The following is a 21201-nucleotide window of genomic DNA, read 5'->3' as shown; positions in this document are numbered from 1 at the left end:
CGTGCTAGCGGAGAAGCGAAGCGACCAAATCGAGCACAGAAGGGTCTGACCCCGATGCGAGTCGGCTACACCACGATCTTCCAGGGCGGCGGCGACGCGGCCGACGACCAGCGCGTCTACACCGACGAGCTGGCGCTGTGCGACCTCGCGGAGCCGCTGGGCTTCGAGATGCTGTGGGGCGTCGAGCACCACTTCACCTCCTACACGATGTGCCCGGACCCGGTGCAGTTCCTGTCCTACATGGCCGGTCGCACCAAGAACATCCTGCTGGGCTCCGGCGCGGTCATCCTGCCGTGGCACGACCCGGTGCGGGTGGCGGAGCAGGTCACGATGCTCGACCTGATGTCGGGCGGCCGGTTCATCTTCGGCATGGGCCGCGGCCTCGGCCGGATCGAGTTCGAGGGCCTGCGGATCCCGATGGAGGAGTCGCGGGAGCGGTTCGTCGAGTCGGCCGAGATCGTGCTGCGGGCGCTGGAGACCGGTGTCCTGGAGGCGGACGGCAAGTACTACCAGATCCCCAGGCGTGATCTGCGGCCCGCGCCGGTGAGGTCGTTCCGCGACCGGCTCTACGCCGCCGCGGTGTCACCCGAGTCGGTGCGGATCATGGCCGACGTCGGTGCCGGCATCCTCATCAACCCCCAGAAGGACTGGGAGGAGGTGTCGGAGGACATGCGCACCTACCGCAAGCAGTTCCAGGAGCTGAAGGGCGTCGCGGCGCCCGCGCCGATGGTGACCGGCTGGGTGTGCTGCGACAAGGACCCGGTGAAGGCGAAGGACATGGCACAGGAGTACATCGGCGCCTACTACGAGTCCGTGATGTCGCACTACGAGCTCGGCGGGCGGCACTTCGCCAACACGCAGGGCTACGAGTACTACCGCAAGCTCGCGTCCTACATCCAGAACAAGGGCAGCAGCAAGGTCGTCGACAACTTCATCGAGCTGCAGATCTACGGCACGCCCGACCAGTGCCACGAGCGGATCATGGACATCCGGTCCAAGGTCGGCAACGACGGCTTCAACGCGGTCTGCTCGTTCTCCGGGATGTCGCACGAGATGGCGGAGGCCAACATGCGGCTGTTCGCGAGCGAGGTCATGCCGCGGCTGAAAGAGGTGCCGCCGGTGGACTTCGCGGAGCTGGAAGCCGCGGGAGCGCAGGCATGACCGCGCCACGTGTCGTCGCGAGCGGACTCCGCTTCCCCGAGGGGCCGAGCTGGCTCGGCGACGGCTCGGTCGCGGTGGTGGAGATGAAGGGCGAGTCGGTCAGCCGGGTCGCACCCGACGGGACCGTGACCGTGCTGGGTGACTGCGGTGGCGGTCCCAACGGCAGCGCGCTCGGCGCGGCAGGCGAGGTGTACGTCGCCAACAACGGCGGGCTGTCCGCGGAAGGCACCGGCTACTGGCACGCACCCCGCGAGTTCGACGGATGTGTGCAGCGCGTCGACCAGGACGGGACGGTCACCACGGTCGGCGGCCCACTCCCCGGTGACGCCCCGCACCGCCCGAACGACCTGTGCTTCGGCCAGGACGGCACGCTGTACGTCACCGACAGCGCCAACTGGGAGGACCTGCGGAACATCAGGCCGGGCCGGATCGTCGCGATCGGGCCGGACGGCACGCGGCTCGGGCACGTCGAGGTCCCCGCGATGCCCAACGGTGTCGCGTTCGGACCCGACGGCCGCCTGTACCTGAGCCAGTCGCTCACCCGCAAGGTGCTCGCGTTCGAGGTGAGCGGCGGCGAGTTCGGGGAGCCTCGGCAGGTCCTGAAACTGCCGTCCGGCATGCCGGACGGGTTCTGCTTCGACGGCGACGGCACGCTGTACGTGTGCGGCAGCATCGGCAACGCCGTCCACGTCTATGTGGACGGTGAGCGCAAGGAGTCCATCGAGACCGGCGACGGCACCCAGCCGACCAACTGCTGCGTCGGCGCCGACGGCTCGCTCTACGTCACGTTCGGGCTGACCGGGCAGCTCGTCGCCTACGACCTGGGCCTCACGCCCGGTACCGTCCACACCGGATCGATCGCGGGAGCCGCGGCATGAAGCTGGCCTTGATGTACGAGCTGCCGGTGCCCCGTCCATGGGGCCCGGACAGCGCCTACAACGCGTTCGAGAACACCCTCCAGCAGATCGAGCTGGCCGACCGGCTCGGGTTCCACAGCGTGTGGACGGTCGAACACCACTTCCTCGACGAGTACTCGTTCTCGTCGGCGCCCGGCGTGTTCTACGGCGCGATCGCCGCCCGCACGGAGAACATCCGCATCGGTCACGGCGTGCGGCTGCTGCCGTTCCCGTACAACCACCCGGTCCGCGCCGCGGAGGCGGCGGCCACCGTGGACATCCTGTCCAAGGGCCGTCTCGAGTTCGGCACCGGCCGCTCCGGCACCCGCCTGGAGATCGAGGGGTTCGGCATCAGCCCGCCGGACACGCGGCCCATGTGGGAGGAGGCCCTCGACGTCATCGTCGGCTGCTGGACCGAGGAGGAGTTCAGCTGGGACGGCGAGTTCTTCAAGCTGCCGCCGCGCGGGGTCGTGCCCAAGCCGATGCAGGCGCCGCACCCGCCGATCTGGGGCGCCAGTTCGAGCGCGGACAGCCACGAGATCATCGGGCAGAAGGGCCTCGGCCTGCTGTCGTTCTCCGTCGCCGTCCCGCCGGAGGCGCTCACCAAGCGGATCGGGCGCTACCACGAGGGTCTCGAGCAGGTGAAGCCCGTCGGGAAGTTCGTCAACAACCGGATCGCGACCTTCGCGCAGGCCCACTGCGCGGAGACCACGGCGCAGGCCCACGACGACTCGCGCGAGGCGTTCCCCTGGTACATCCAGACGTCGCTGAAGACCATCGCCGAGCTGGGCGCGTGGCAGGAGGGCACGAACCTCGGCAGCTACGAGTACGCCCGCAAGCTGCTCGGCGGCATGGAGCTGAACGACCTCAGTTTCGACTACCTCGTCCAGAACGAGACCGTCCTGTGTGGCGACCCCGACCACTTCGTGTCCATGTGCCGACGCTACGAAGCGGTGGGCGTGGACATCTTGCTCCTGCTCGTGCAGTCGTACAACATCCCGCACGAGAAGGTGATGCGCTCCATCGAACTGATCGGCACCGAGGTAATGCCGAAGCTGTCCTGACCTCCCGACGCCCGCAGCGAGACCCTCCGGAGTGGACGATGAGTGTCCAGCAGAACTCCCGCATCGCGGACTGGATCCGCATCAACGCGAGTACGGTGCCCAACCGCGACTGCTTCGTCACCGGCACCGTCTCGTACACGTTCGGGGAGGTCAACAGCCGGGTCAACCGCATCGCCTCCCACCTGCGGCGGATGGGGGTCGGGAAGGGTGACCGGGTGGCACTCTTCGCCACCGACTCGCCACAGTACGTGGAGACCCTGCTCGCCTGCATGAAGCTCGGCGCGGTGTACGTGCCGCTGAACTTCCGCCTCGCGAAGCCGGAGCTGCAGACGCTGCTGCGGACCGCGGGGGCGAAGGTGCTGTTCTTCTCCGACCGGTACACCGACATGGTGCGCGCCGTGGACGTGCCGGGGCTCACCGCGACCATCAGCTACGACTCGGCGTCCGGGGACGAGTCGTACGAGGCGCTGGTCGCCGGCGGCGACGACGTCGAGATCGACACGCCCGTGTCCGACGACGAGCTGGTGTGCCTCGCGTTCACCAGCGGCACGACCGCGTTGCCGAAGGGCGTCATGCACTCGCAGCGCATGGCCAAGCACATGGTCATGCAGTGCATCGTCGAGCGGCGGATGACGAACATCTCCTTCCACTACTCGGCGGCGCCGCTCTTCCACGTCGGCGGCATGCTCTACACGCTCGCGGGTGTCGCACGCGGGCACACGTCGCTGGTGCTGCCCGCGTTCGACGCGGCGACGGTGGCGCACTGGATGGCCAACCGCGGCCTCGACGGCGTGTTCCTCGTGCCGACCATGATCGACACGTTGCTGCACGAACCGGCCGTGGTCACGGGCGACTTCTCGAAGCTCGGCTCCATCGGCTACGGCGCGGCGCCCATGTCGCCGTCGCTGCTCCGACGGGCCATGGACCGGTTCCACTGCGACTTCATGAACATGTTCGGCGCCGGCACCGAGGCCGGGCTGCAGACCGTGCTGACACCAGAGGACCACCGCCTGGCGCTGGACGGCCAGGAGCACCTGCTCGGGTCCATCGGCAAGGCGGGCATGGGTGTGGTGCTGCGCCTGTGCGACCCCGACGACACCGCCGGCCTGAACGACGTGCCGGACGGTGAGGTCGGCGAGATCGTCACCCGGTCCGACGCGGTCATGTCCGGCTACCTGGACCAGCCGGAGGAGACCGCGAAGGTCATCGTCGACGGCTGGTTCCGCGGCGGGGACATGGCGTGGCGGGACAAGGACGGGTACCTGTACCTGTCCGGCCGCAAGAAGGACATGATCATCCGAGGTGGCGAGAACATCTACCCGGTCGAGATCGAGGACGTCCTCGGCCGCTTCCCCGGGGTCCGCGAGGTCGCCGTGGTCGGCGTGCCGGACGAGCACTGGGGCGAGGTCGTGCGCGCCCACATCGTGCTGGAGTCCGGTGCCCGGCTCGACGAGGACGCGGTGCGGGCCTACTGCCGCGACCGGCTCGCCGGGTACAAGGTGCCCGCCGTCTTCCACGTCGACGAGGACCTGCCGCGCAACGCGAGTGGCAAGGTCCTCAAGCGGACGCTCCGTGCGGTCTAGGGTGTGTGCGGCAGGGAACGTCTCTGGACCGCGAGGGGGTTCGATCGGGAGTGGCCGCGCCACGTCAACGCCGTACCGCGCCGAAAGCCGCTGGGGAGACCGCCGCGAAAAGCGCGGCGAAATCCACGGCACCCGCGAGCGACATCGCACGCAGGCGCATGGAACGCAGGCAGGCGAGCGGCCGCCGGTCGGACGCCCGCTGGGAGGAGATCCTGGCGGGTGCGGGCCGCGTGTTCACGAGGCTCGGCTACGGCCAGTCGACGCTGGAGGACGTCGCCACCGAGGTCGGCATCCGGCGCGCGACGCTCTACTACTACGTCGGGACCAAGGAGGAGCTGCTCGTCGGCCTCCTGCACGATCCCATCGAGACGATGCGCACCCGGTTGGAGGAGGTCGCGGCCCAGCCCGACCCGGCGCCGGAACGCCTCGCGGCGGCGCTGCGCGAGTACGTGCGCACGATGGCCGAGCTGCCGGAGCTGTTCATCTTCCTGAGCGAGAACGTGCACCAGGTGATGTCCGGCCCGGAGGCCGACCACATCCGGGAGAACGCCGACCGCTACGGCCGCGTCCTCTCCCAGGTCATCAAGTCGGGTGCCGACGCGGGCGAGTTCCGCGACGACATCGACCCGTCGATCGCCGTCCTGGGCATCATCGGCATGTTCAACTGGATCCACCGCTGGTACAACCCGGAGGGCGAACGCAGCCTGGCGGACTTCGGCGAGGTCTTCATCGAGATGGCGCTGTCCTCCCTGGCACCCAAGGGCTGACCCGAGGGGGCCGGGCATGAGCCGGGTCGCGTTCGTCACCGGGGGCGGGCGGGGGATCGGTGCCGCCACGGCCCGCCGGATCGCCCGCGAAGGCATCGCCGTCGTCGTGGCCGACCGGGACCTCGACGCGGCACGGGTCGTCGCCGCCGACATCGGTGGGCTCGCGGTGCGGGTGGACGTCTCCGACAGCGCCGCGGTCGACGCCGCCGTCGCACGGGCGGTCGAGTGGGGTGGCGGGTTGCACCTCGCCTGCAACAACGCCGGGGTCACCGGTACACGGGCCGAGCTGGCCGACTACCCCGACGACGTGTTCTGGCGCGTCCAGCGCGTCAACGTCGGCGGGGTCCTCGCCTGCATGCGTGCCCAGCTGCCGCACCTGCTCGCCGCCGGTGGTGGCGCGATCGTCAACACCGCGTCCGGTGCCGGGCTCGGCGGCGTGGCGCGGTCGGCCGCGTACGTCGCCAGCAAGCACGCCATCGTCGGGCTCACCAAGACCGCCGCCGTCGAGTACGCCACGCGGGGCGTCCGCGTGAACGCCGTCGCGCCCGGGCTCGTCCGCACCGGTCTCGTGCAGGGGCTCGACGACTTCACCGCCGCGCACCCCATCGGCCGCGCCGCAGAACCCGAGGAGGTGGCCGAGGCCGTGTGGTGGCTCCTCGACGACCGCTCCTCGTTCGTCACCGGCGCGGTCCTGCCCGTCGACGGCGGGCTGCTCGCGGCCGTGCCGGGGCTGTCGTGACCGCCTCGCGACCGGCCGGGTGCCGGGTCCTCCCCGCCGGCGCCATGAGGGGCCGGACCGCGCTCGTCACCGGTGCCGGGACCGGCATCGGGCGGGCCGTCGCCCTGCGGCTCGTCGAACTGGGCGCGGACGTCGTCGGCGTCGGGCGCAGGCCAGAGCGGCTCGCCGAGACCGCGCGGCTCGCGGGGGAGCGGTTCGAAGCCACCCCGCTCGACGTCCGCGACCGGGCCGCCGCCGCCGCGTTCGTCGCCGGGCTCGGGCGGCTCGACCTGCTCGTCAACAACGCGGGCGGCCAGTTCGTCGCCCCCGCGGCCGGCATCTCCCGGCGTGGCTTCGACGCCGTCGCCGACCTCAACCTCACCGCGCTCGCCGCGCTCCTGCAGGCCGCGCGCGCCGGCCTGACCACTGCGGGCGGGCGCGTCGTGAACCTGTCGCTGTCCGCGCCGGACCGCGGCATCGCCGGGCTCGCGCACTCGGCCGCCGCCCGCGCCGGGATCGCCGCGCTGACCCGCTCGCTCGCCCGGGAATGGCCGGGCGTCCGCCTGTTCTGCCTCGCACCCGGCACCGTGCTCACCGCCGGTGTCGGCGACGAACTGCCACCGGAGGTGCTCGCGCGGATCGTCGCGACCACCCCGCTCGGCCGGGACACGTCCCTCGCGGAGGTCGCGGAATGGGTGGCCGCGCTCGGGTCCGGGGTCGCCGACGCGGTGAGCGGCGCGTTGATCGAACTGGACGGTGGCTCGGGGCTCGTCTCCGCCGCGTCCCTGACGGGATAGGAGACGCCGGTGACCCGCGTCGAGATCGTCGAGGTGTCCCCACGCGACGGCCTGCAGAACGAGAGGACCACGCTGTCCACAGCGGACAAGCTGGAGCTGGTCGACCGGGCCCGCCGCACCGGTGCGCGGCGGATCGAGGTCACCTCGTTCGTCCGCCCCGACCGGGTGCCGCAGCTCGCGGACGCGGCCGAGGTCGCCACGGCGCTGCCGGCGAACGGGACTGACGGCATCGGCTACAGCGCGCTCGTGCTCAACGTGCGCGGCTACGAACGGGCCGTCGCCACCGGCATCCGCGAGGTGACCACGGTCGTGCTCGCCAGCGACACCTTCAGCGAACGCAACCAGGGCATGTCGACCCTCGACGCCCTGGACGTGGTGCGGGAGATCCGCGGCCGGGGCCGGGTCGACGGGGTGAAGGTCGCGGTCACGATCGGCGCGTCGTTCGGCTGCCCGTTCGAGGGCGAGGTGCCCGAGGACCGGTTCACGTCGGTGGCGGCGGCGGTCGCGGACCTCGGTGCCGACGAGGTGTGTCTCGCCGACACGATCGGCGTGGCCGTGCCGTCGGATGTCGAGACCCGGTTCGGGATCCTGCGGGAGCTGTCGCCGGACGTGCCGATGCGGATCCACCTCCACGACACCCGCAACACCGGTGTCGCGAACGCGGTCGCGGCCGTGCGCAGCGGGGTGCGGGCGCTCGACGCGTCCCTCGGCGGCATCGGCGGCTGCCCGTTCGCGCCCGGCGCGTCCGGCAACGTCGCCACCGAGGACCTCGTGTACACGTTGCACCGCATGGGTTACGACACCGGACTGGACCTCGGCGAGGCCATCGCACACGCCGAGTGGGTGACCGGGAAGCTGGGCGTCCCGGTGTCGGGACGGCTCGCGAAGGTCGGCGGGTTTCCCCGGTGATCCACGCGCTGCTCATCCCGAACGTCGGCTGGCCGGAGCTGCTGGCGAGGGCGCGGCGGCTCGAGGACATGGGCGTGTCGACGGTCTGGGTCGACGACCACCTGCTCAACCCCGCCCACCCGGCACAGCCGTGGCTCGACGCGTGGAGCGTCCTGCCCGCGCTCGCCGCGTCGACCACGCGGCTCCGGCTGGGACCGTTGGTGGCCAACGGAATCCTGCGCCCACCCGCGGTGCTGGCGCGCCACGCGCTGTCGGTCGACCACATCTCCGGCGGCCGACTCGAACTCGGCCTCGGCTCGGGTTACGCGGCGGCCGACCGCGCGGCGGGTGCGGACGTGCCGTTCGCGGACGTGGTCGCGACCGTGGCCGCGGCGCTGCGTGGCGAGCCGGTCCTCGACGGTGTCCCCGCGCTGGCCCCGGTGACCGGCCGCGTGCCGCTGACGGTCGCCGCACACGGCCCACGCGCACTGGACATCGCCGCCACCCACGCAGACCGCTGGGTGTCCTACGGCGGCTTCGGGCTGCCGATGTCCGAGCACCTGGCGCTGACCCGCCGCCGCGCGGAGCGGGTGGGCCCGATCAGGAGGATGCTCCTGGCGGGCAGCCCGGCCGTCACCGAGACGCCGATCTGGCGGTCGGTCGCGGCCGTCGAGGACTTCACCGGCCGCTACCGGGAGGCCGGCATCGACGAGTTCGCCTTCTACTACCCGCCCGGTCCGATGTGGAGCGACGACGACGCGGACCGCGTCTTCGAGGACTACGTGACGAGCTGATCGAGCGCCGCCCACAGCGCCTCGGGCACCGGCGTGCCGATCAGCGCGAGGTTCTCCCGCACCTCGGCCGCCGACCGCATGCCCGCGACGACCCGGCTGACCGCCGGGTGCCGCAGCGGGAACCGCAACGCGGCCTGGGGGAGCCGCACACCGTGGGCCTCGCACACCGCGGCCATGACCCGCACCCGGGCGAGCACGTCGGCGGGTGCGTCCCGGTAGAGGTACTTCGCGGTGCCGTCGGCGAGCAGCCCGGAGTCGAACGGGGCCGCCGCCAGCACCGCCACACCGGCCGCCGCGCACCGGTCGAGCAGCCCGGCGGCGTCGCGGCGTGTGAGGCTCCACGCGTTCGCGATCATCACCACGTCCACCACGCCGAGCAGCGCGCCCGCGGTCGCGACCGACGTCGTGCCGACGCCCACCGCGCCGACCTCCGGCATCTCGCGCAGCGCGGGCACGGTCTCCGCGAGCGTCACGTCGAGGTGCTGGTCCGGGTCGTGCACCAGCACCAGGTCGAGGCGGTCGAGTCCCAGCCGGTCGAGGCTCGTGGCCACGCTCCGCCGCACGGCGGCCGAGGTGAAGTCGAACAGCGGCTCCCTGCGGGACGTGTCGGGGCCGTACGGGTCGGCGATCGCCATCCGCACGCGGCCGACCTTGCTCGACACGGTCACCTCGGCACGCGGGAACCGCCGCAGCGCCGCGCCGAGGAGCCGTTCCCCCGCGCCGTCGCCGTAGCTGGGCGCGGTGTCGAAGTGCCGGATGCCACCGGCCCACGCGGCGTCGAGCGCGGCGAGCGACTCGGCCCGCCCTGCGTCGCCGCGGCCGCCGATGGGCCCGCACCCGAACGCGAGGGCGGCGCCCTGTGCGCAAGCTCCGCTCATGCCGGCAACTCGGCGTCGTACAGCCGCGCCTGGTCCGGTGTGGACCGGGCAGCCACCCGCAGCGAGCGGACCACCAGCGCGGCCGACGGCCGCGCGAGGCGTTTCACGGCGTCCTCGGCGTCCCCGCTCTGCGCGAGCCCACAGGCGCGCAACCCGGTGGCGTCGACCGATTCCGCGAACAACAGACCCCGTGCCCGCGTCCCGCCCAGCGCGGCGGGCAGCGCGGAGGTGAGCCCGAGCGCGAGCACGGTCCTGGCGTCGACCGACACGACCACGTCATCGGTCACGAACCCGAGGCTCACCGACGCCAGCACGGCCAGCGCGCTCGCGTCGCACTGTCCACTCACGACGGCGACGGTCGGCAGCGGCAGCGACGCCAGGCGCCGCACGAATGACGCCACCTCGGGGGAGTACCGCACCCCGGGCGCCGCGATGAGCACGGCGTCACCTTCCGCGGCCCGCAACTCCTGGGCGGAGACGGAGATTCGCGCAACGGTCATGGTCATCCTCACTGTCCGGTGAACCGCGGCGGCCGCTTGTCCAGCAGCGCCGTGATCCCCTCGACGTGGTCGTCGCTCGTCAGCATCAGCAGCAGTTGCTGCCGTTCGAACTCCAGCGCCGCCGACAGCGGCAGCTCCTCCGCCCGCCGCACCGCCGCCCGTGCCGCGGTCACGGCCAGGGGGCCGTTCGCGGCGATCTCCCCGGCGAGCGCCATCGCGGCGGGCACCAGCCGTTCCGCGGGCACGATCCGGTGCACCAGCCCGAGCTCGCGGGCCTCGAACGCGTCGACGGTCCGCCCGGTCAGCACCACGCCGGCGGCCGCGTACCGCCCGGCGACCCGTGCCCACCGCTGGGTGCCGCCCGCGCCCGGCACGAGTCCCAGCTTCACCTCCGGCTGCCCGAACACCGCCGTGTCGGCCGCGACCACGAGGTCCGCCGCCAGCGCCAGCTCGCAGCCGCCGCCGAGCGCGTAGCCGGCGACCGCCGCGACCAGCACGGTGTCCAGGGCGCCGATCCGGCGCCAGCTCGTCCCGCGGGCCGACGCCGCGTACTCGACCGGCGCGATGTCGCGCAGCTGCCGCACGTCCGCGCCGGACGCGAACAGCGCGGGGCCGCCCGTCAGGACGATCGCGCGTACCTCGGGGTCGGCGTCGAGCGAGTCGAGCGCGTCGGCCAGTTCGACCAGCACGTCCGTCGACAGCGCGTTGCGGTTCTCCGGCGAGTTCATGGTGACGACCGCGACCGGGTCGTTCCTGCTGATGGTGAGCTTGCCCATGCCCGGCGACCCCTTGACTTGGCGGTTCCCGTGTGTACGTTTGTCAGCATCTACGTCGACGTTGATTTTGGCAAGGAGGGGCGGCCATGACGGTGCTCTGGGAACCGACCTTGGACGCCGATGCCGCCGGGTGGCGGGACCTGGCACGGCGGACCGCCGCCGAGCGGTTCGCGCCGCTGGCCGAGGAACTCGACCGCGAACAGCGCTACCCGCACGAGCACATCGCGACGTTCGTCGAGACCGGACTGTCCGGGATGCTCGTGCCCGCCGAGTTCGGCGGTGCCGGACTGTCGATGACGGCGATCAGCGCGGTCGTCGAGGAGGTCTCCGCCGCGTGCGCGTCGACCGGCGCCATCCTCGCCGCGCACGCGCTCGGTGCCGTGCCGGTCCGCCTGGCAGGCACCGACGACCAGAAGCGGGACCTCCTCGGCCCGTTGCGGGCGGGCGAGGCGATCAGCTTCGCGCTCACCGAGCAGGGCGCGGGCAGCGACGCGGCCGCGATCCGCACCCGCGCCGAGGCCGACGGTGACGGGTACCGGCTCACCGGCGAGAAGATCTACATCGGCAACGGCAGCGTCTCCACCCGCTACGTCGTGTTCGCGAAGACCGACCCTGGCGCGGGTGCCCGCGGTATCACCGCGTTCGTCGTGCCTGCCGACGCGCCCGGGGTGGTGATCGACCGCATCGAGGACAAGATGGGCATCCGCGGCACCCGCACGAGCAACCTCAAGCTCGACAACGTGCGCGTCGCGGCGGCCGACGTGCTCGGGCAGGTGAACCGGGGGCTGAAGCTCGCGTTCCAGACCCTCGACCTCGGCCGCGTCAGTGTCGCCGCGCAAGGACTCGGCATCGCGCACGCCGCGTACCGGCTCGCCGCCGCGGAGGCGACGCGGCGGCACACGTTCGGCAGACCGGTCGTCGAGAACCAGGGCATCGGGTTCCGGCTCGCCGACCTCGCCGTCGAGCTGTCCGCGGCGCGGATGCTCACCTACCAGGCCGCCGCGGCCTACGACGCGGGGCAGCCGGTGTCCATGCCCGGCGCGATGGCGAAGCTGTACACGAGCGAGGTCGCGCACCGGGCCGTGGACCTCGCGGTCCAGGTGTACGGCGGTGACGGCTTCTGCAAGCCCTGCCCGGCCGAGCGGCTCTACCGCGACCAGCGCGTGCTGGAGATCTACGAGGGTTCGTCGGAGATCCAGCGGCTCGTGCTGTCGCGCGCGATCGCGGCTGAGGCGGCGGCGTGACCGCACAGGTCGTCGTCGACGTGGCGGGGGAGGGGGACCTGGCGGCGTCCGCGTCCGGTGCGGTCGCCGCCGACCTCGGCGACGCGTTCGTCGCGGCCCGCGACGCGGTGCTGGCGGCGGCCCCCGGCGACGGCGTGCTGATCCGGTGCACCACAGTGGACAGTCCGGCGCTGACGGGTGCGGTGACCTCGTTGTGCCGCAGCCTCGCCCGCGAAGCCGCGCCGCGCGGGGTCCGGGTGAACGCGATCCTCGCCACCCCGGACGCCGAGATCGACGATCTGGTCGCGTTCCTCGGCAGCCCCGCGAGCACCATGTGCACGGGTGCCGTGCTGGAGGCGGTCTGACCATGCCGACGACGCCGGACACCCGGCACGACTGCGAAACCTGGGCACCGGAACAGATCCGCGACCACCAGCTCGCCGCGCTGCGCACCCAGCTGACCCGCCTCCACGCCGACAGCGCGCACTACCGCCGCCAGTGGGACGACCTGGGCTGGCACCCCTCGGACCTGACCGACCTCGACGACCTCGCCGCGCTGCCGTGCACCGGCAAGGCCGACTACCAGCGCTCGATCGACGAACACCCGCCCTACGGCGACTTCCTCGCCACACCACGCGAGAACCTCGCCCGGCTGCACTTCTCCTCCGGCACCACCGGTGTGCCGACCCCGGTCGGCTGGACCGCCGAGGACCTCGGCCGCTGGGCGGACCTCTACGCCCGCGCCGCCCACAGCCAGGGCGTGCGGCCGGGTGACGTGTACCAGTGCCTGTTCTCCTTCGCGTGGTTCGTCGGCGGGCTCGGCGGCACGCTCGGGTACACGCGCCTCGGCGCGACCGTCATCCCGGGCGGCTCCGGCGACACGGAACGCCAGCTAGAGACGCTCTTCCGGTACGGCACCACCGCCGTCGGCGGCACGCCGTCGTTCCTGCTGCACCTCGCCGATCGCGCCCGCGACCTCGGCAGGCCCCTCACGGACTCGGTCGTCCGGCACGTGATGGTCGGCGGTGAACCGGGTGGCCAGGTCCCCGCCACCCGGGCGCTGATCGAACGCGAATGGGGCGCCCGCTGCTACGACGGCTACGGCAGCCTGGAGTTCCAGCCCACCGCGTGGGAGTGCGCCGCGCAGGCGGGCGGTCACCTGGCCGAGGACTTCGCCTACGCCGAGGTGGTCGACCCCGTCACCCGCGCACCCGTACCGGACGGTGCGCCCGGCGTCCTCGTGCTCACCCACCTCGACAAGCAGGCCTGCCCGCTGGTCCGCTGGTGGACCGGGGACGTCGTGGTCCGCGACCGCACCCGCTGCGACTGCGGCCGCACCCACGCGCGGCTCGCCGGCGGGGTGCGCGGCCGCGCCGACGACATGCTCGTCGTGCGCGGTGTGAACGTGTTCCCGTCCGCGGTGGAGAACGTCGTCCGCCACACCGTCGGCGACCTCGCCGAGTTCCGCGTCGTCCTCGACCCGGCACTCGCCGACCCCGGCACCGGCTACCCGACCGCGCTGCGCGTGCAGGTCGAAGCGGCGACGGGTGCCGAGCTGGGCGACCGGCTCGCGGCCGCGCTCCGGTCGGAGCTACAGGTCCGGGCCGTCGTCGACATCGTCGCGCCCGGTGCACTGCCGCGGACGACCCACAAGGCGCGGCGGGTCGTCCGCGCCGGAGACCGCGAGGTACCGGAGGTGCTTCATGTCCCGTGACGTCCTGCTGCTCGGTGCCGTCCGCACGCCCAACGGGCGCTACGGCGGTGCCCTGCGCGACACCAGCGTCGTCGAGCTGGCCGCGCTCGCCGCCCGCGAGTCGGTCGCCCGCGCTGGCCTCGGGCCGGAGCTGGTGGAGGAGGTCGTGCTCGCCAACTGCAGGCAGGCTGGCAACGGTCCCAACCCGGGCCGCCAGGTCGCACTGCGTGCGGGGTTCCCCGAGCGAGCGCCGTCGCAGACCATCAACATGGCGTGCGCGTCCGGGCTGAAGGCCGTGCAGCTGGCGTGGCAGTCGGTCGCCTCCGGGGAAGCCGACATCGCGGTCGCCGTCGCCGCCGAGTCGATGAGCACCATGCCCTACCTCGCACCGGGAGCGCTCCGGTGGGGCGGTGTGCGCCGCGGCGACATCGTCCTCGCCGACGGCTGGCGCGACGGCGGCACCGACCCGGTCTGCGGACTCAACATGGGACAGACCGCGGAGAACATCGTGGCGCGGTACGGGATCTCGCGGGAGGACCAGGACGCGTGGGCGCTGCGCTGCCACCAGCGGGTCGCCGCCGCGTGGGAGCAGGGCCGGTTCGCGAGCCAGGTCGTCGACGTGCCGCTGTCCGACGGTGACGTGCTCGACCGCGACGAGGGGTTCCGCACCGACACCACCGCCGAGCGGCTGGCACGGCTGAAGCCGTCCTTCGTGGCGGACGGCACCGTGACCGCGGGCAACGCGAGCCAGATGGCCGACGGCGCCGCGGCCGTGGTGCTCGCGGGCGCCGACGTCGTCGCCGCGCACGGACTGCGCCCGCAGGGCAGGCTGCGCTCGTTCAGCGCGGTGGGGGTGGACCCGACGGTCATGGGGATCGGGCCGGCCGCCGCGATCCCGATGGCACTCGACCGCACCGGACTGTCCACATCGGACATGGACCTGGTGGAGATCAACGAGGCGTTCGCCGCGCAGATCGTGCAGAACACCCGCGCGTTGAAGCTGGACGAGGAACGCGTCAACGTGAACGGTGGCGGCATCGCGCTCGGTCACCCGACCGGGCAGAGCGGCTGCCGCCTGGTGGTGGCGTTGCTGCACGAGCTGGCCCGCCGCGACGGGACGCTCGGGGTGGCGAGCCTGTGCGTCGGCGGTGGTCAGGGCGTGGCGGCGGTACTGGAGAGGGTGGCGTGATGCGGGTGACGGTGGCCGGGCTCGGCCCGATGGGACGGGGCATCGCACGCGTGTTCGCGGCGGCCGGAGCCGAGGTGACCGTGGTGGACGTGGACGCGGAGGCGACCGCCAGGGGACACGCGCTGCTGGTGGCGGAGGGCCCGGTCGAGGTCACCACGGCCGAGGACGTGACGGAGGCCGTGCGCGACGCGGACCTGTTCGTGGAAGCCATCGTGGAACGGTTCGACGCCAAACAGGCGCTGCTGGCGAAGGTGCGTGCCGCGGGCAACGACAAACTCGTCGTCGCGTCCAACACGTCGTCGCTGTCCATCGGGGAACTCGGGGTGGCCTACGGCGATCCGGCCCGCGTCGTGGGCATGCACTTCTTCAACCCGCCCACGAAGATGCGCCTCGTGGAGGTCATCCGCGGCGCGCGCACCGACCCGGAAGTCGTGGCACAGGCCCGCGACTGGGTCGCCGCGCTCGGCAAGACGGCCGTGCTGTGCGCGGACTCGCCGAACTTCATCGTCAACCGCGTCTGCCGCCCGCTGTACTACGAGTCGCAGCTGCTGGTGACGCAGGGGGTGGCGGCGCCGGTGGTCGACGCGGCGGTGCGGGGTGCCCTCGGCCACCGCATGGGTCCGTTGGAACTGCTGGACTTCACCGGTCTGCACACCCACCTCGGATCGTCCGAGACCGCGCTGCGGGAGTTCGGCGACCCGCGCTACCGGCCGATCCCGCTGACCCGGCAGCTGGTGCGGGCAGGCACCACCGGCCGCGCCGCCGGCCGCGGCTACTACGACTACGCCGAGGGCAAACCGAAAGCCGCGCAGGCCGCGGTCGTGCGCGCGCCGGAGCCGACCGCCCTCCGCGTGCGGATCACCGGCCCCGGCGCCGCGCAGCTCCCGCTGCCCACCGACGGCGACGGTGACGTCGTGCTCTACCGCACCTCGTCCTGCACCGACGCCGACGTGGCCGTCGTGACCGCACTCGCCCGCCACGGCCGGGTCGTCGTCGACTCCTCCCACGGCGGCTGGGTGTCCGCCCTGCCGTGGGACGTCGGCTGGGTGCGGCTGCACCGGACCGCGGACGGGTTCTTCGCCGAGGTCGTCGCCGACGAGGTCGCGAAGATCGCACCCGCGCACGACGCCGTCGACGCGGTCGGGGCCGCCTCGGTCCTGGTGCTCGCGCTGCCGGGGCTCGTCGTGGACCGGCTGGCGCACACCATGGTCAACGAGGCACTCACCCTCGTCGAGGAGGGCACCGCGACCGCCGACGACGTGAACCTCGCGCTGCGGCTCGGCATGAACCACCCGGCCGGGCCGCTGGAGTACCTGGCACAGGCCGGTGCCGCCGAGGTGCTGGCGGGACTGCGCGGCCTGCTCGACGAGTTCGGCGATCCCCGGTACCGGCCTGCGCAGCTCCTCGTCCGGCAGGCCGCCGGGAGCCGCCGGTGACCACGCTCGCCGAGGCCGTCGCCACCGTCTCGGCAGGCGACACCGTGTGGCTCGGCAACTTCGGCACCCAGCTGTTCGCGGTGGGGGCGGAGCTGGTCCGCCAGGAGGCCCGTGGCCTGCATGTCGTGCTCGCCTCCGGGGGTCTGCTGCTGGACCGGCTGATCGGTGCCGGCGTGGTGTCGGAGGTGACGTTCGCGCACTGCTGGAACGCCGTCGGTCCCGCCCCGACGCGGCACTTCCGGCGCGCGTGGCAGGACGGCGTGGACATCCGGTGGCACGAACTGCCGATGGGCGTCCTCGCGGCCGCGCTCGGTGCCGCCGCACAGGGCGTGCCGTTCGCACCGGTCCGCGTGCACCCCGGCACCGGGTACGCCACCGGCGACTGGTCCGGCGGGATGCTCGCGACCGTCAGCACCCCGTTCGGGGCGGCCACCGTGGTGAAGGCGCTGCCGGTCGACATCGCGTTCGTGCACGTGGACCGCGCCGACGCGGTCGGCAACAGCGTCTTCAGCGCGCCGCCTGGGGAGGCGGTGGTCGCCGCGCAGGCCGCCCGCCGGGTCGTGGTGGTCGCCGAGGAACCCGGCCTGCCCGCCGGGGTGCGCGCCGACCTGCCGGGGCTGCTCGTCGACACCGTCGTGGTGTCACCGGGCGCGGCGGCCCCCGACGGTGTCCCGGGCCGCTATCCGCGAGACGTCGCGGCCTACACCGGGAGGGACGCGTGAACCGGGAGGTCGTCGCGTTCCTCGCCGTGGCGGCGAGGGAGTTCCGGGGCTGGGTGTTCACCGGGTTCCACTGGCCCGTGCTGGCCGGGGAGGTGGCCGCGCGGCTGGACGGCGGCTCGCGGTCGTTCCGGCAGCTGTTCGAGGCCGGGTTCGCGACCGAGGGGCCCGCCGACGTGCTGCCGACGTCCACCACCGACTTCGCCGCGTTCGGCGGCGCGATCGTGTGGCGGGGTGACGTGCTCGGCACGCTGGTGCGCCGGGCCGACCTGGTGGTCCTGGACGCGGCGAACGTCGACCTGGCGGGGTGCGTGAACTCGACCGCGATCGGCGACTACCGGGCACCGCGCGTCCGGATGCCGGGTGGCGGAGGCGCGGCGGACGCGGCGGGCGCGGCGCGCGATCTGCTCCTGCTCTACGGCGGCGCGGATCCCGCGCGGATCGTCGAGCGGGTCGAACACGTCACCGCCGCGCCCGGCGGCCCGGTGCGGCTGCGCACCCGGTGGGGCACGGTCCGGTTGGGCGCCGAGCCGCGGCTGCTGACCGCCACCGGCGACGTGCTCGTGCACCGGCTGCGGCAGCTGGGGGTGGACACCGAGGGTGCGGAGCAGGAGGAACCGCCGACCGGGCGGGAGATGGACGTGGCCGCCGAGGTGCTGACCGAGGCGGCCGGGCGGGGATACGTGGTGGCTCGGGAGGCCGTGCATGGGTGACGAACTGGACGAGCTGCGCCGCGAGGTCCGCGACCTGGTCGTGGGCGTGGCGCCCCGCTGTGACGGGTGGATGCGCGGCCACGACGCGGCGTTCACGCGCGAGCTGGCGCGGCGGGGACTGATCGGCCTCTCCTGGCCGGCCCCCTTCGGCGCGGGCCGGTCGAACCTGGCACGGCTCGTGGTGACCGAGGAACTGCTGCGCGCCGGTGCACCGGTGGCCGCGCACTGGATCGCCGACCGGCAGATCGGCCCCGCCATCCTCCGCAACGGCAGCGCGGAGCTCCAGGCCGCGGTTCTGCCCGGCATCGCGGCGGGCGAGATGACCTTCTGCCTCGGCATGAGCGAGACCGAGTCGGGCTCGGACCTCGCGTCGGTGCGCACGAAGGCGGTCCGCGACGACGCCGCGGACGGCGCCGGGTGGCGGATCACCGGCAGCAAGATCTGGACCACCTACGCACACCGCGCCACCCACGCGTACGTCCTCGCCCGCACCGACGACAGCGGCGGCAAGCATGACGGCCTCACCGAGTTCGTCGTCGACATGGGCGCGCCGGGGGTGACGGTCCGGCCGATCCTGGGCCTGTCCGGCGAGCACCACTTCAACGAGGTCGTGTTCGACGACGTGCGCGCGGACCACGTCATCGGCACCGAGGGCGCGGGCTGGCGGCAGGTCACCGAACAGCTGTCGTTCGAACGCGGCGGGATGGAACGGGTGCTGTCGACCTACCCGCTGCTGGCCGCGGTGCTGGCCCGCCCGTTGTCGGGACCCGACCGGGCCTCGGTCGGCACGCTCGTGGCGCGGCTGATGACGTTGCGGGAACTGGCGTGCCGGGTCGCGGAGTCGATGGACGCGGGACACGCGCCCGCCGCTGCCGCCGCGGTGCTGAAGTACCTCGGCACCACCTTCGAACGTGAGCTGGTCGACGTCGCCCGCACGGTGAGCGAGGTCGTGCCGGAGCTGGACGGGGACGGGCTCGCCGGTCTCCTGGCACAGGCACAGCTGGCGGTGCCGGGTGCCGCGATCCGCGGCGGCACCGACGAGATGCTGCTGACGATCGTGTCCCGCCAGGCGCCCGCCCAGGAGATCGACGAGGTCGGCCGGATGGCCGACGAGGTGCTGTCGTCCACGACGGACCCGTGGGCGACAGCCGTCGACCTCGGCTGGACCGAGGTGGCGGTGCCGGAGGAGCAGGGCGGCGCGGGCGGCACGTTCGCCGACCTCGCCGCCCTGGTCCGGGCCACCGGCAGGCACGCTCAGCCACTCCCGCTCGCCGAGGTGGCCGTGGCCAGGGCCGCGGCCGTCGACGTGGTGGCGGTGACGGCGGACGGCGCGGCCGGGAACGGCCGGATCACGGTGGCAGGTGACGCGGCGTGGCCGGACCGGCCGGACGCGGCGCCGCCCCGCTCCGTGCTGTTCCTCGGCCCGGACACCGCCGTCCGCGTCGACCTGGCCGCGGGCGGTGTGACGACCCGGCCCTGGCGTGATCTCGCCGGCCGGGCCCGGGTCCGGATCGAGTGCGCGGACGTGGCGGCGGACCCCGTGCCGGTCCCGGCCGGGCGGCTCACCGTGCTGCGGGTGCACGCCGCGCTCGGCGCCGTCGAGGGCGTGTGCCGCCTGACCCGCGAGTACGTGACCACCCGCGTCCAGTTCGGCAGGCCGCTCGTGCGCATGCAGGCCGTCGCGCACCGGCTCGCCGAGATGGAGTGCGCGCGGGTGCTGCTCGAGGTCGCCGCCTCGGCCGCCGTCGGGCTCGAACCCGCGCGGGTCGCCGCGGCCGCCGCGCTGCTCGACCCCGTCGTCACCACCGTGGCCCGGCTCGCGCACCAGCTCCACGGCGCCATGGGCATCACCCAGGAGCACTCACTGCACCGCTACACCACCCTGCTCTGGGCACTGCGTGACGAAACCGGCCCCGCCCGGCGGCACGCCGCACGCCTGTACGACCTCACCGGCACCGAGGACACCGTGTGGGCCGCGGTCACGACCCGTCCGTCCGGCCGGTGACCGCGATGTCTCTGGTACGGCTGGAAGAACCCGCACCCGGCGTGCGCCTGCTGCGGCTCGACGACCCCGGCCGCCGCAACGCGATCTCACCCGCGCTGCGGGACGACCTGTGCGCCGCCGTCGACGCGGTCGCCGCCGACGGGGACGCTCGTGCGCTCGTGCTCACCGGCAACGGCACCGCGTTCTGCGCGGGCGCCGACCTCACCGCCACCTTCGGCGACCCCGGCCTCCCCGTGCACGTGCTGCGAGACCGGCTGCGCGCCACCTACGACAGCTTCCTGCGCGTCCGCCGCCTCCCGATCCCCACGATCGCGGCCGTGCAGGGCGCGGCGGTCGGCGCCGGGGCCAATCTCGCCCTGTGCTGCGACCTGCGGATCGCGGGCCCGCGCGCCAGGTTCGGCATCACGTTCACCCGGCTCGGCCTCCACCCCGGCGGCGGGTGCACGGCCTTCCTCGTCGACGCGCTCGGCCCGCAGCGCGCCTTGGCGGTGCTCCTCGACGGCGCCACGCTCAGCGCCGCCGAGGCCGAGGCGGCCGGCCTCGTGCTGGCGGGTCGTCGACGACCCGCTCGGTGCCGCGCTCGCCACCGCCACCCGGTACGCCGCGCTCGATCCGGGGCTCGTCGCGGATGTCAAACGGACCGTCGCGATCGCCGCGGGCGGGGCGTTCGACGCGGTGCTCGATTTCGAGGCGTGGGCACAGGCGTCCTCGGCCACGAAACCCGTTGTCGCCACGGCGATCGCGGCTTTGCGGAATCGCACCTGATCGATTTCGGGGTTGAATTCGAAACGTGTTTCCGCAGGCAGATAAGGTAAGGATGGCCTTACCCTTCCTGTTGCGGACCCATTCCGATGGTGGCACCGTCAAATACGCCGAACTGTTTCGGAGGAGATGACATGACCACCACGGAAATGCCCGCCGTCAGCGAGTGCACGGTCACCGCGTGTTCGTACAACGACCACGAGGGGTGCCACGCGTTCGCGATCACCGTGAGCGGCTCGAACGGAGCGGCCGACTGCGGCACGTTCATCCCGTTGTCCGCCAAGGGCGGCCTGCCCATGATCGTGTCCCAGGTCGGCGCGTGCACGCGAGCCGACTGCATGCACAACCAGCACCTCGAGTGCACCGCGGACGCGGTGCGGGTCGGTCCCGGCGACGCTGATCACGCCGCGAACTGCCTCACCTACACCGCCCGCTGACAGGAACGCAGCACGGCACGAAACCGTGCGGAGCCGGTCGGCCGACCGGCTCCGCACGGTGCGTTCACGGATCCATCAGGAACAATGCTCGCTCCGCAAGCTCCGCTCAGGAACAATGCTCGCTCCGCAAGCTCCGCTCAGGAACAATGCTCGCTCCGCAAGCTCCGCTCAGGAACAATGCTCGCTCCGCAAGCTCCGCTCA

General features: G+C 73.0%; 22 protein-coding genes. 19 read left to right on the top strand and 3 right to left on the bottom strand.

The annotated features are described in order from the left end of the window. Positions 1-54: 54 nt before the first annotated feature. Genes FHR82_RS35220 through FHR82_RS35180 form a run of 9 tightly spaced genes read left to right on the top strand, consistent with a single transcriptional unit; the run spans position 55 to position 8668 of the window. On the top strand, positions 55-1161 hold the full coding sequence (locus FHR82_RS35220; protein WP_184814928.1) for an LLM class flavin-dependent oxidoreductase: 1107 nt from the start codon (positions 55-57) through the stop codon (positions 1159-1161). Continuing rightward, positions 1158-2039 (top strand): SMP-30/gluconolactonase/LRE family protein, encoded by an 882-nt coding sequence (locus tag FHR82_RS35215; protein WP_184814927.1) that lies wholly within the window; start codon positions 1158-1160, stop codon positions 2037-2039. Before FHR82_RS35220 ends, FHR82_RS35215 begins: the two co-directional genes overlap by 4 nt. Then, positions 2036-3121, top strand: coding sequence for an LLM class flavin-dependent oxidoreductase (locus FHR82_RS35210; RefSeq protein WP_184814926.1), 1086 nt, complete (start codon positions 2036-2038; stop codon positions 3119-3121). Before FHR82_RS35215 ends, FHR82_RS35210 begins: the two co-directional genes overlap by 4 nt. A 38-nt stretch (positions 3122-3159) precedes the next feature. Next, a complete protein-coding gene (locus FHR82_RS35205; RefSeq protein WP_184814925.1) occupies positions 3160-4704 on the top strand; it encodes a class I adenylate-forming enzyme family protein in 1545 nt (514 codons plus the stop codon). Between the two features lie 50 nt (positions 4705-4754). Continuing rightward, positions 4755-5471: a TetR/AcrR family transcriptional regulator gene (locus tag FHR82_RS35200; protein ID WP_221464671.1), complete on the top strand. Its 717-nt coding sequence runs from the start codon at positions 4755-4757 to the stop codon at positions 5469-5471. A gap of 16 nt (positions 5472-5487) precedes the next feature. Further along, positions 5488-6210, top strand: a complete 723-nt coding sequence (locus FHR82_RS35195; protein ID WP_184814924.1) for an SDR family NAD(P)-dependent oxidoreductase — start codon at positions 5488-5490, stop codon at positions 6208-6210. A 44-nt stretch (positions 6211-6254) separates the two neighbouring features. Continuing rightward, entirely contained in the window at positions 6255-6986 is a 732-nt protein-coding gene (locus FHR82_RS35190; protein ID WP_184814923.1) for an SDR family NAD(P)-dependent oxidoreductase, read from the top strand. A gap of 9 nt (positions 6987-6995) precedes the next feature. Continuing rightward, positions 6996-7895: a hydroxymethylglutaryl-CoA lyase gene (locus FHR82_RS35185; RefSeq protein WP_184814922.1), complete on the top strand. Its 900-nt coding sequence runs from the start codon at positions 6996-6998 to the stop codon at positions 7893-7895. Then, a complete protein-coding gene (locus FHR82_RS35180) occupies positions 7892-8668 on the top strand; it encodes an LLM class flavin-dependent oxidoreductase (RefSeq protein WP_184814921.1) in 777 nt (258 codons plus the stop codon). Before FHR82_RS35185 ends, FHR82_RS35180 begins: the two co-directional genes overlap by 4 nt. Here FHR82_RS35180 and FHR82_RS35175 read toward each other — a convergent pair. From FHR82_RS35175 to FHR82_RS35165, 3 genes are read right to left on the bottom strand one after another with little or no spacing between them, the layout of a single operon-like run. Beyond that, on the bottom strand, positions 8653-9546 hold the full coding sequence (locus FHR82_RS35175) for an aldo/keto reductase (protein WP_184814920.1): 894 nt from the start codon (positions 9544-9546) through the stop codon (positions 8653-8655). The two genes, FHR82_RS35180 and FHR82_RS35175, sit on opposite strands and share 16 nt — an antisense overlap. Beyond that, positions 9543-10046, bottom strand: coding sequence for a hypothetical protein (locus tag FHR82_RS35170; protein WP_184814919.1), 504 nt, complete (start codon positions 10044-10046; stop codon positions 9543-9545). The genes FHR82_RS35175 and FHR82_RS35170 overlap by 4 nt, the downstream gene beginning before the upstream one ends. A gap of 8 nt (positions 10047-10054) precedes the next feature. Further along, positions 10055-10822 carry an enoyl-CoA hydratase/isomerase family protein gene (locus FHR82_RS35165; RefSeq protein WP_184814918.1) on the bottom strand — a complete coding sequence of 256 codons (768 nt, stop codon included), beginning with the start codon at positions 10820-10822 and terminating at the stop codon, positions 10055-10057. Between the two features lie 86 nt (positions 10823-10908). Between FHR82_RS35165 and FHR82_RS35160 the strand changes: the two genes are divergently transcribed. From FHR82_RS35160 to FHR82_RS35115, 10 genes are all read left to right on the top strand, one after another. Then, a complete protein-coding gene (locus FHR82_RS35160) occupies positions 10909-12066 on the top strand; it encodes an acyl-CoA dehydrogenase family protein (protein WP_184814917.1) in 1158 nt (385 codons plus the stop codon). Next, the gene (locus FHR82_RS35155; protein ID WP_184814916.1) at positions 12063-12410 is read left to right on the top strand and encodes a Rossmann fold domain-containing protein; all 348 of its coding nucleotides are present in this window, start codon (positions 12063-12065) and stop codon (positions 12408-12410) included. The genes FHR82_RS35160 and FHR82_RS35155 overlap by 4 nt, the downstream gene beginning before the upstream one ends. Positions 12411-12412: 2 nt before the next feature. Continuing rightward, positions 12413-13759 carry a phenylacetate--CoA ligase family protein gene (locus tag FHR82_RS35150; RefSeq protein ID WP_184814915.1) on the top strand — a complete coding sequence of 449 codons (1347 nt, stop codon included), beginning with the start codon at positions 12413-12415 and terminating at the stop codon, positions 13757-13759. Further along, the gene (locus FHR82_RS35145) at positions 13749-14927 is read left to right on the top strand and encodes a thiolase family protein (protein ID WP_184814914.1); all 1179 of its coding nucleotides are present in this window, start codon (positions 13749-13751) and stop codon (positions 14925-14927) included. Before FHR82_RS35150 ends, FHR82_RS35145 begins: the two co-directional genes overlap by 11 nt. After that, positions 14927-16363, top strand: coding sequence for a 3-hydroxyacyl-CoA dehydrogenase NAD-binding domain-containing protein (locus tag FHR82_RS35140; protein WP_184814913.1), 1437 nt, complete (start codon positions 14927-14929; stop codon positions 16361-16363). Before FHR82_RS35145 ends, FHR82_RS35140 begins: the two co-directional genes overlap by 1 nt. After that, a complete protein-coding gene (locus tag FHR82_RS35135) occupies positions 16360-17085 on the top strand; it encodes a CoA-transferase (protein ID WP_184814912.1) in 726 nt (241 codons plus the stop codon). Before FHR82_RS35140 ends, FHR82_RS35135 begins: the two co-directional genes overlap by 4 nt. Further along, a complete protein-coding gene (locus tag FHR82_RS35130) occupies positions 17082-17795 on the top strand; it encodes a co-chaperone HscB (RefSeq protein WP_184814911.1) in 714 nt (237 codons plus the stop codon). The genes FHR82_RS35135 and FHR82_RS35130 overlap by 4 nt, the downstream gene beginning before the upstream one ends. Beyond that, positions 17788-19800, top strand: a complete 2013-nt coding sequence (locus tag FHR82_RS35125) for an acyl-CoA dehydrogenase family protein (protein ID WP_184814910.1) — start codon at positions 17788-17790, stop codon at positions 19798-19800. Before FHR82_RS35130 ends, FHR82_RS35125 begins: the two co-directional genes overlap by 8 nt. 5 nt (positions 19801-19805) lie before the next feature. Further along, entirely contained in the window at positions 19806-20615 is an 810-nt protein-coding gene (locus tag FHR82_RS35120) for an enoyl-CoA hydratase-related protein (protein ID WP_221464670.1), read from the top strand. 81 nt (positions 20616-20696) lie between these two features. Beyond that, a complete protein-coding gene (locus FHR82_RS35115; RefSeq protein ID WP_184814909.1) occupies positions 20697-20999 on the top strand; it encodes a DUF1540 domain-containing protein in 303 nt (100 codons plus the stop codon). The last annotated feature ends 202 nt before the right edge of the window (positions 21000-21201 follow it).

It is taken from the genome of Actinophytocola algeriensis, assembly GCF_014203735.1.
Classification (GTDB): Bacteria; Actinomycetota; Actinomycetes; order Mycobacteriales; family Pseudonocardiaceae; genus Actinophytocola; species Actinophytocola algeriensis.
This window is presented reverse-complemented; position numbering and strand designations above follow the sequence as displayed.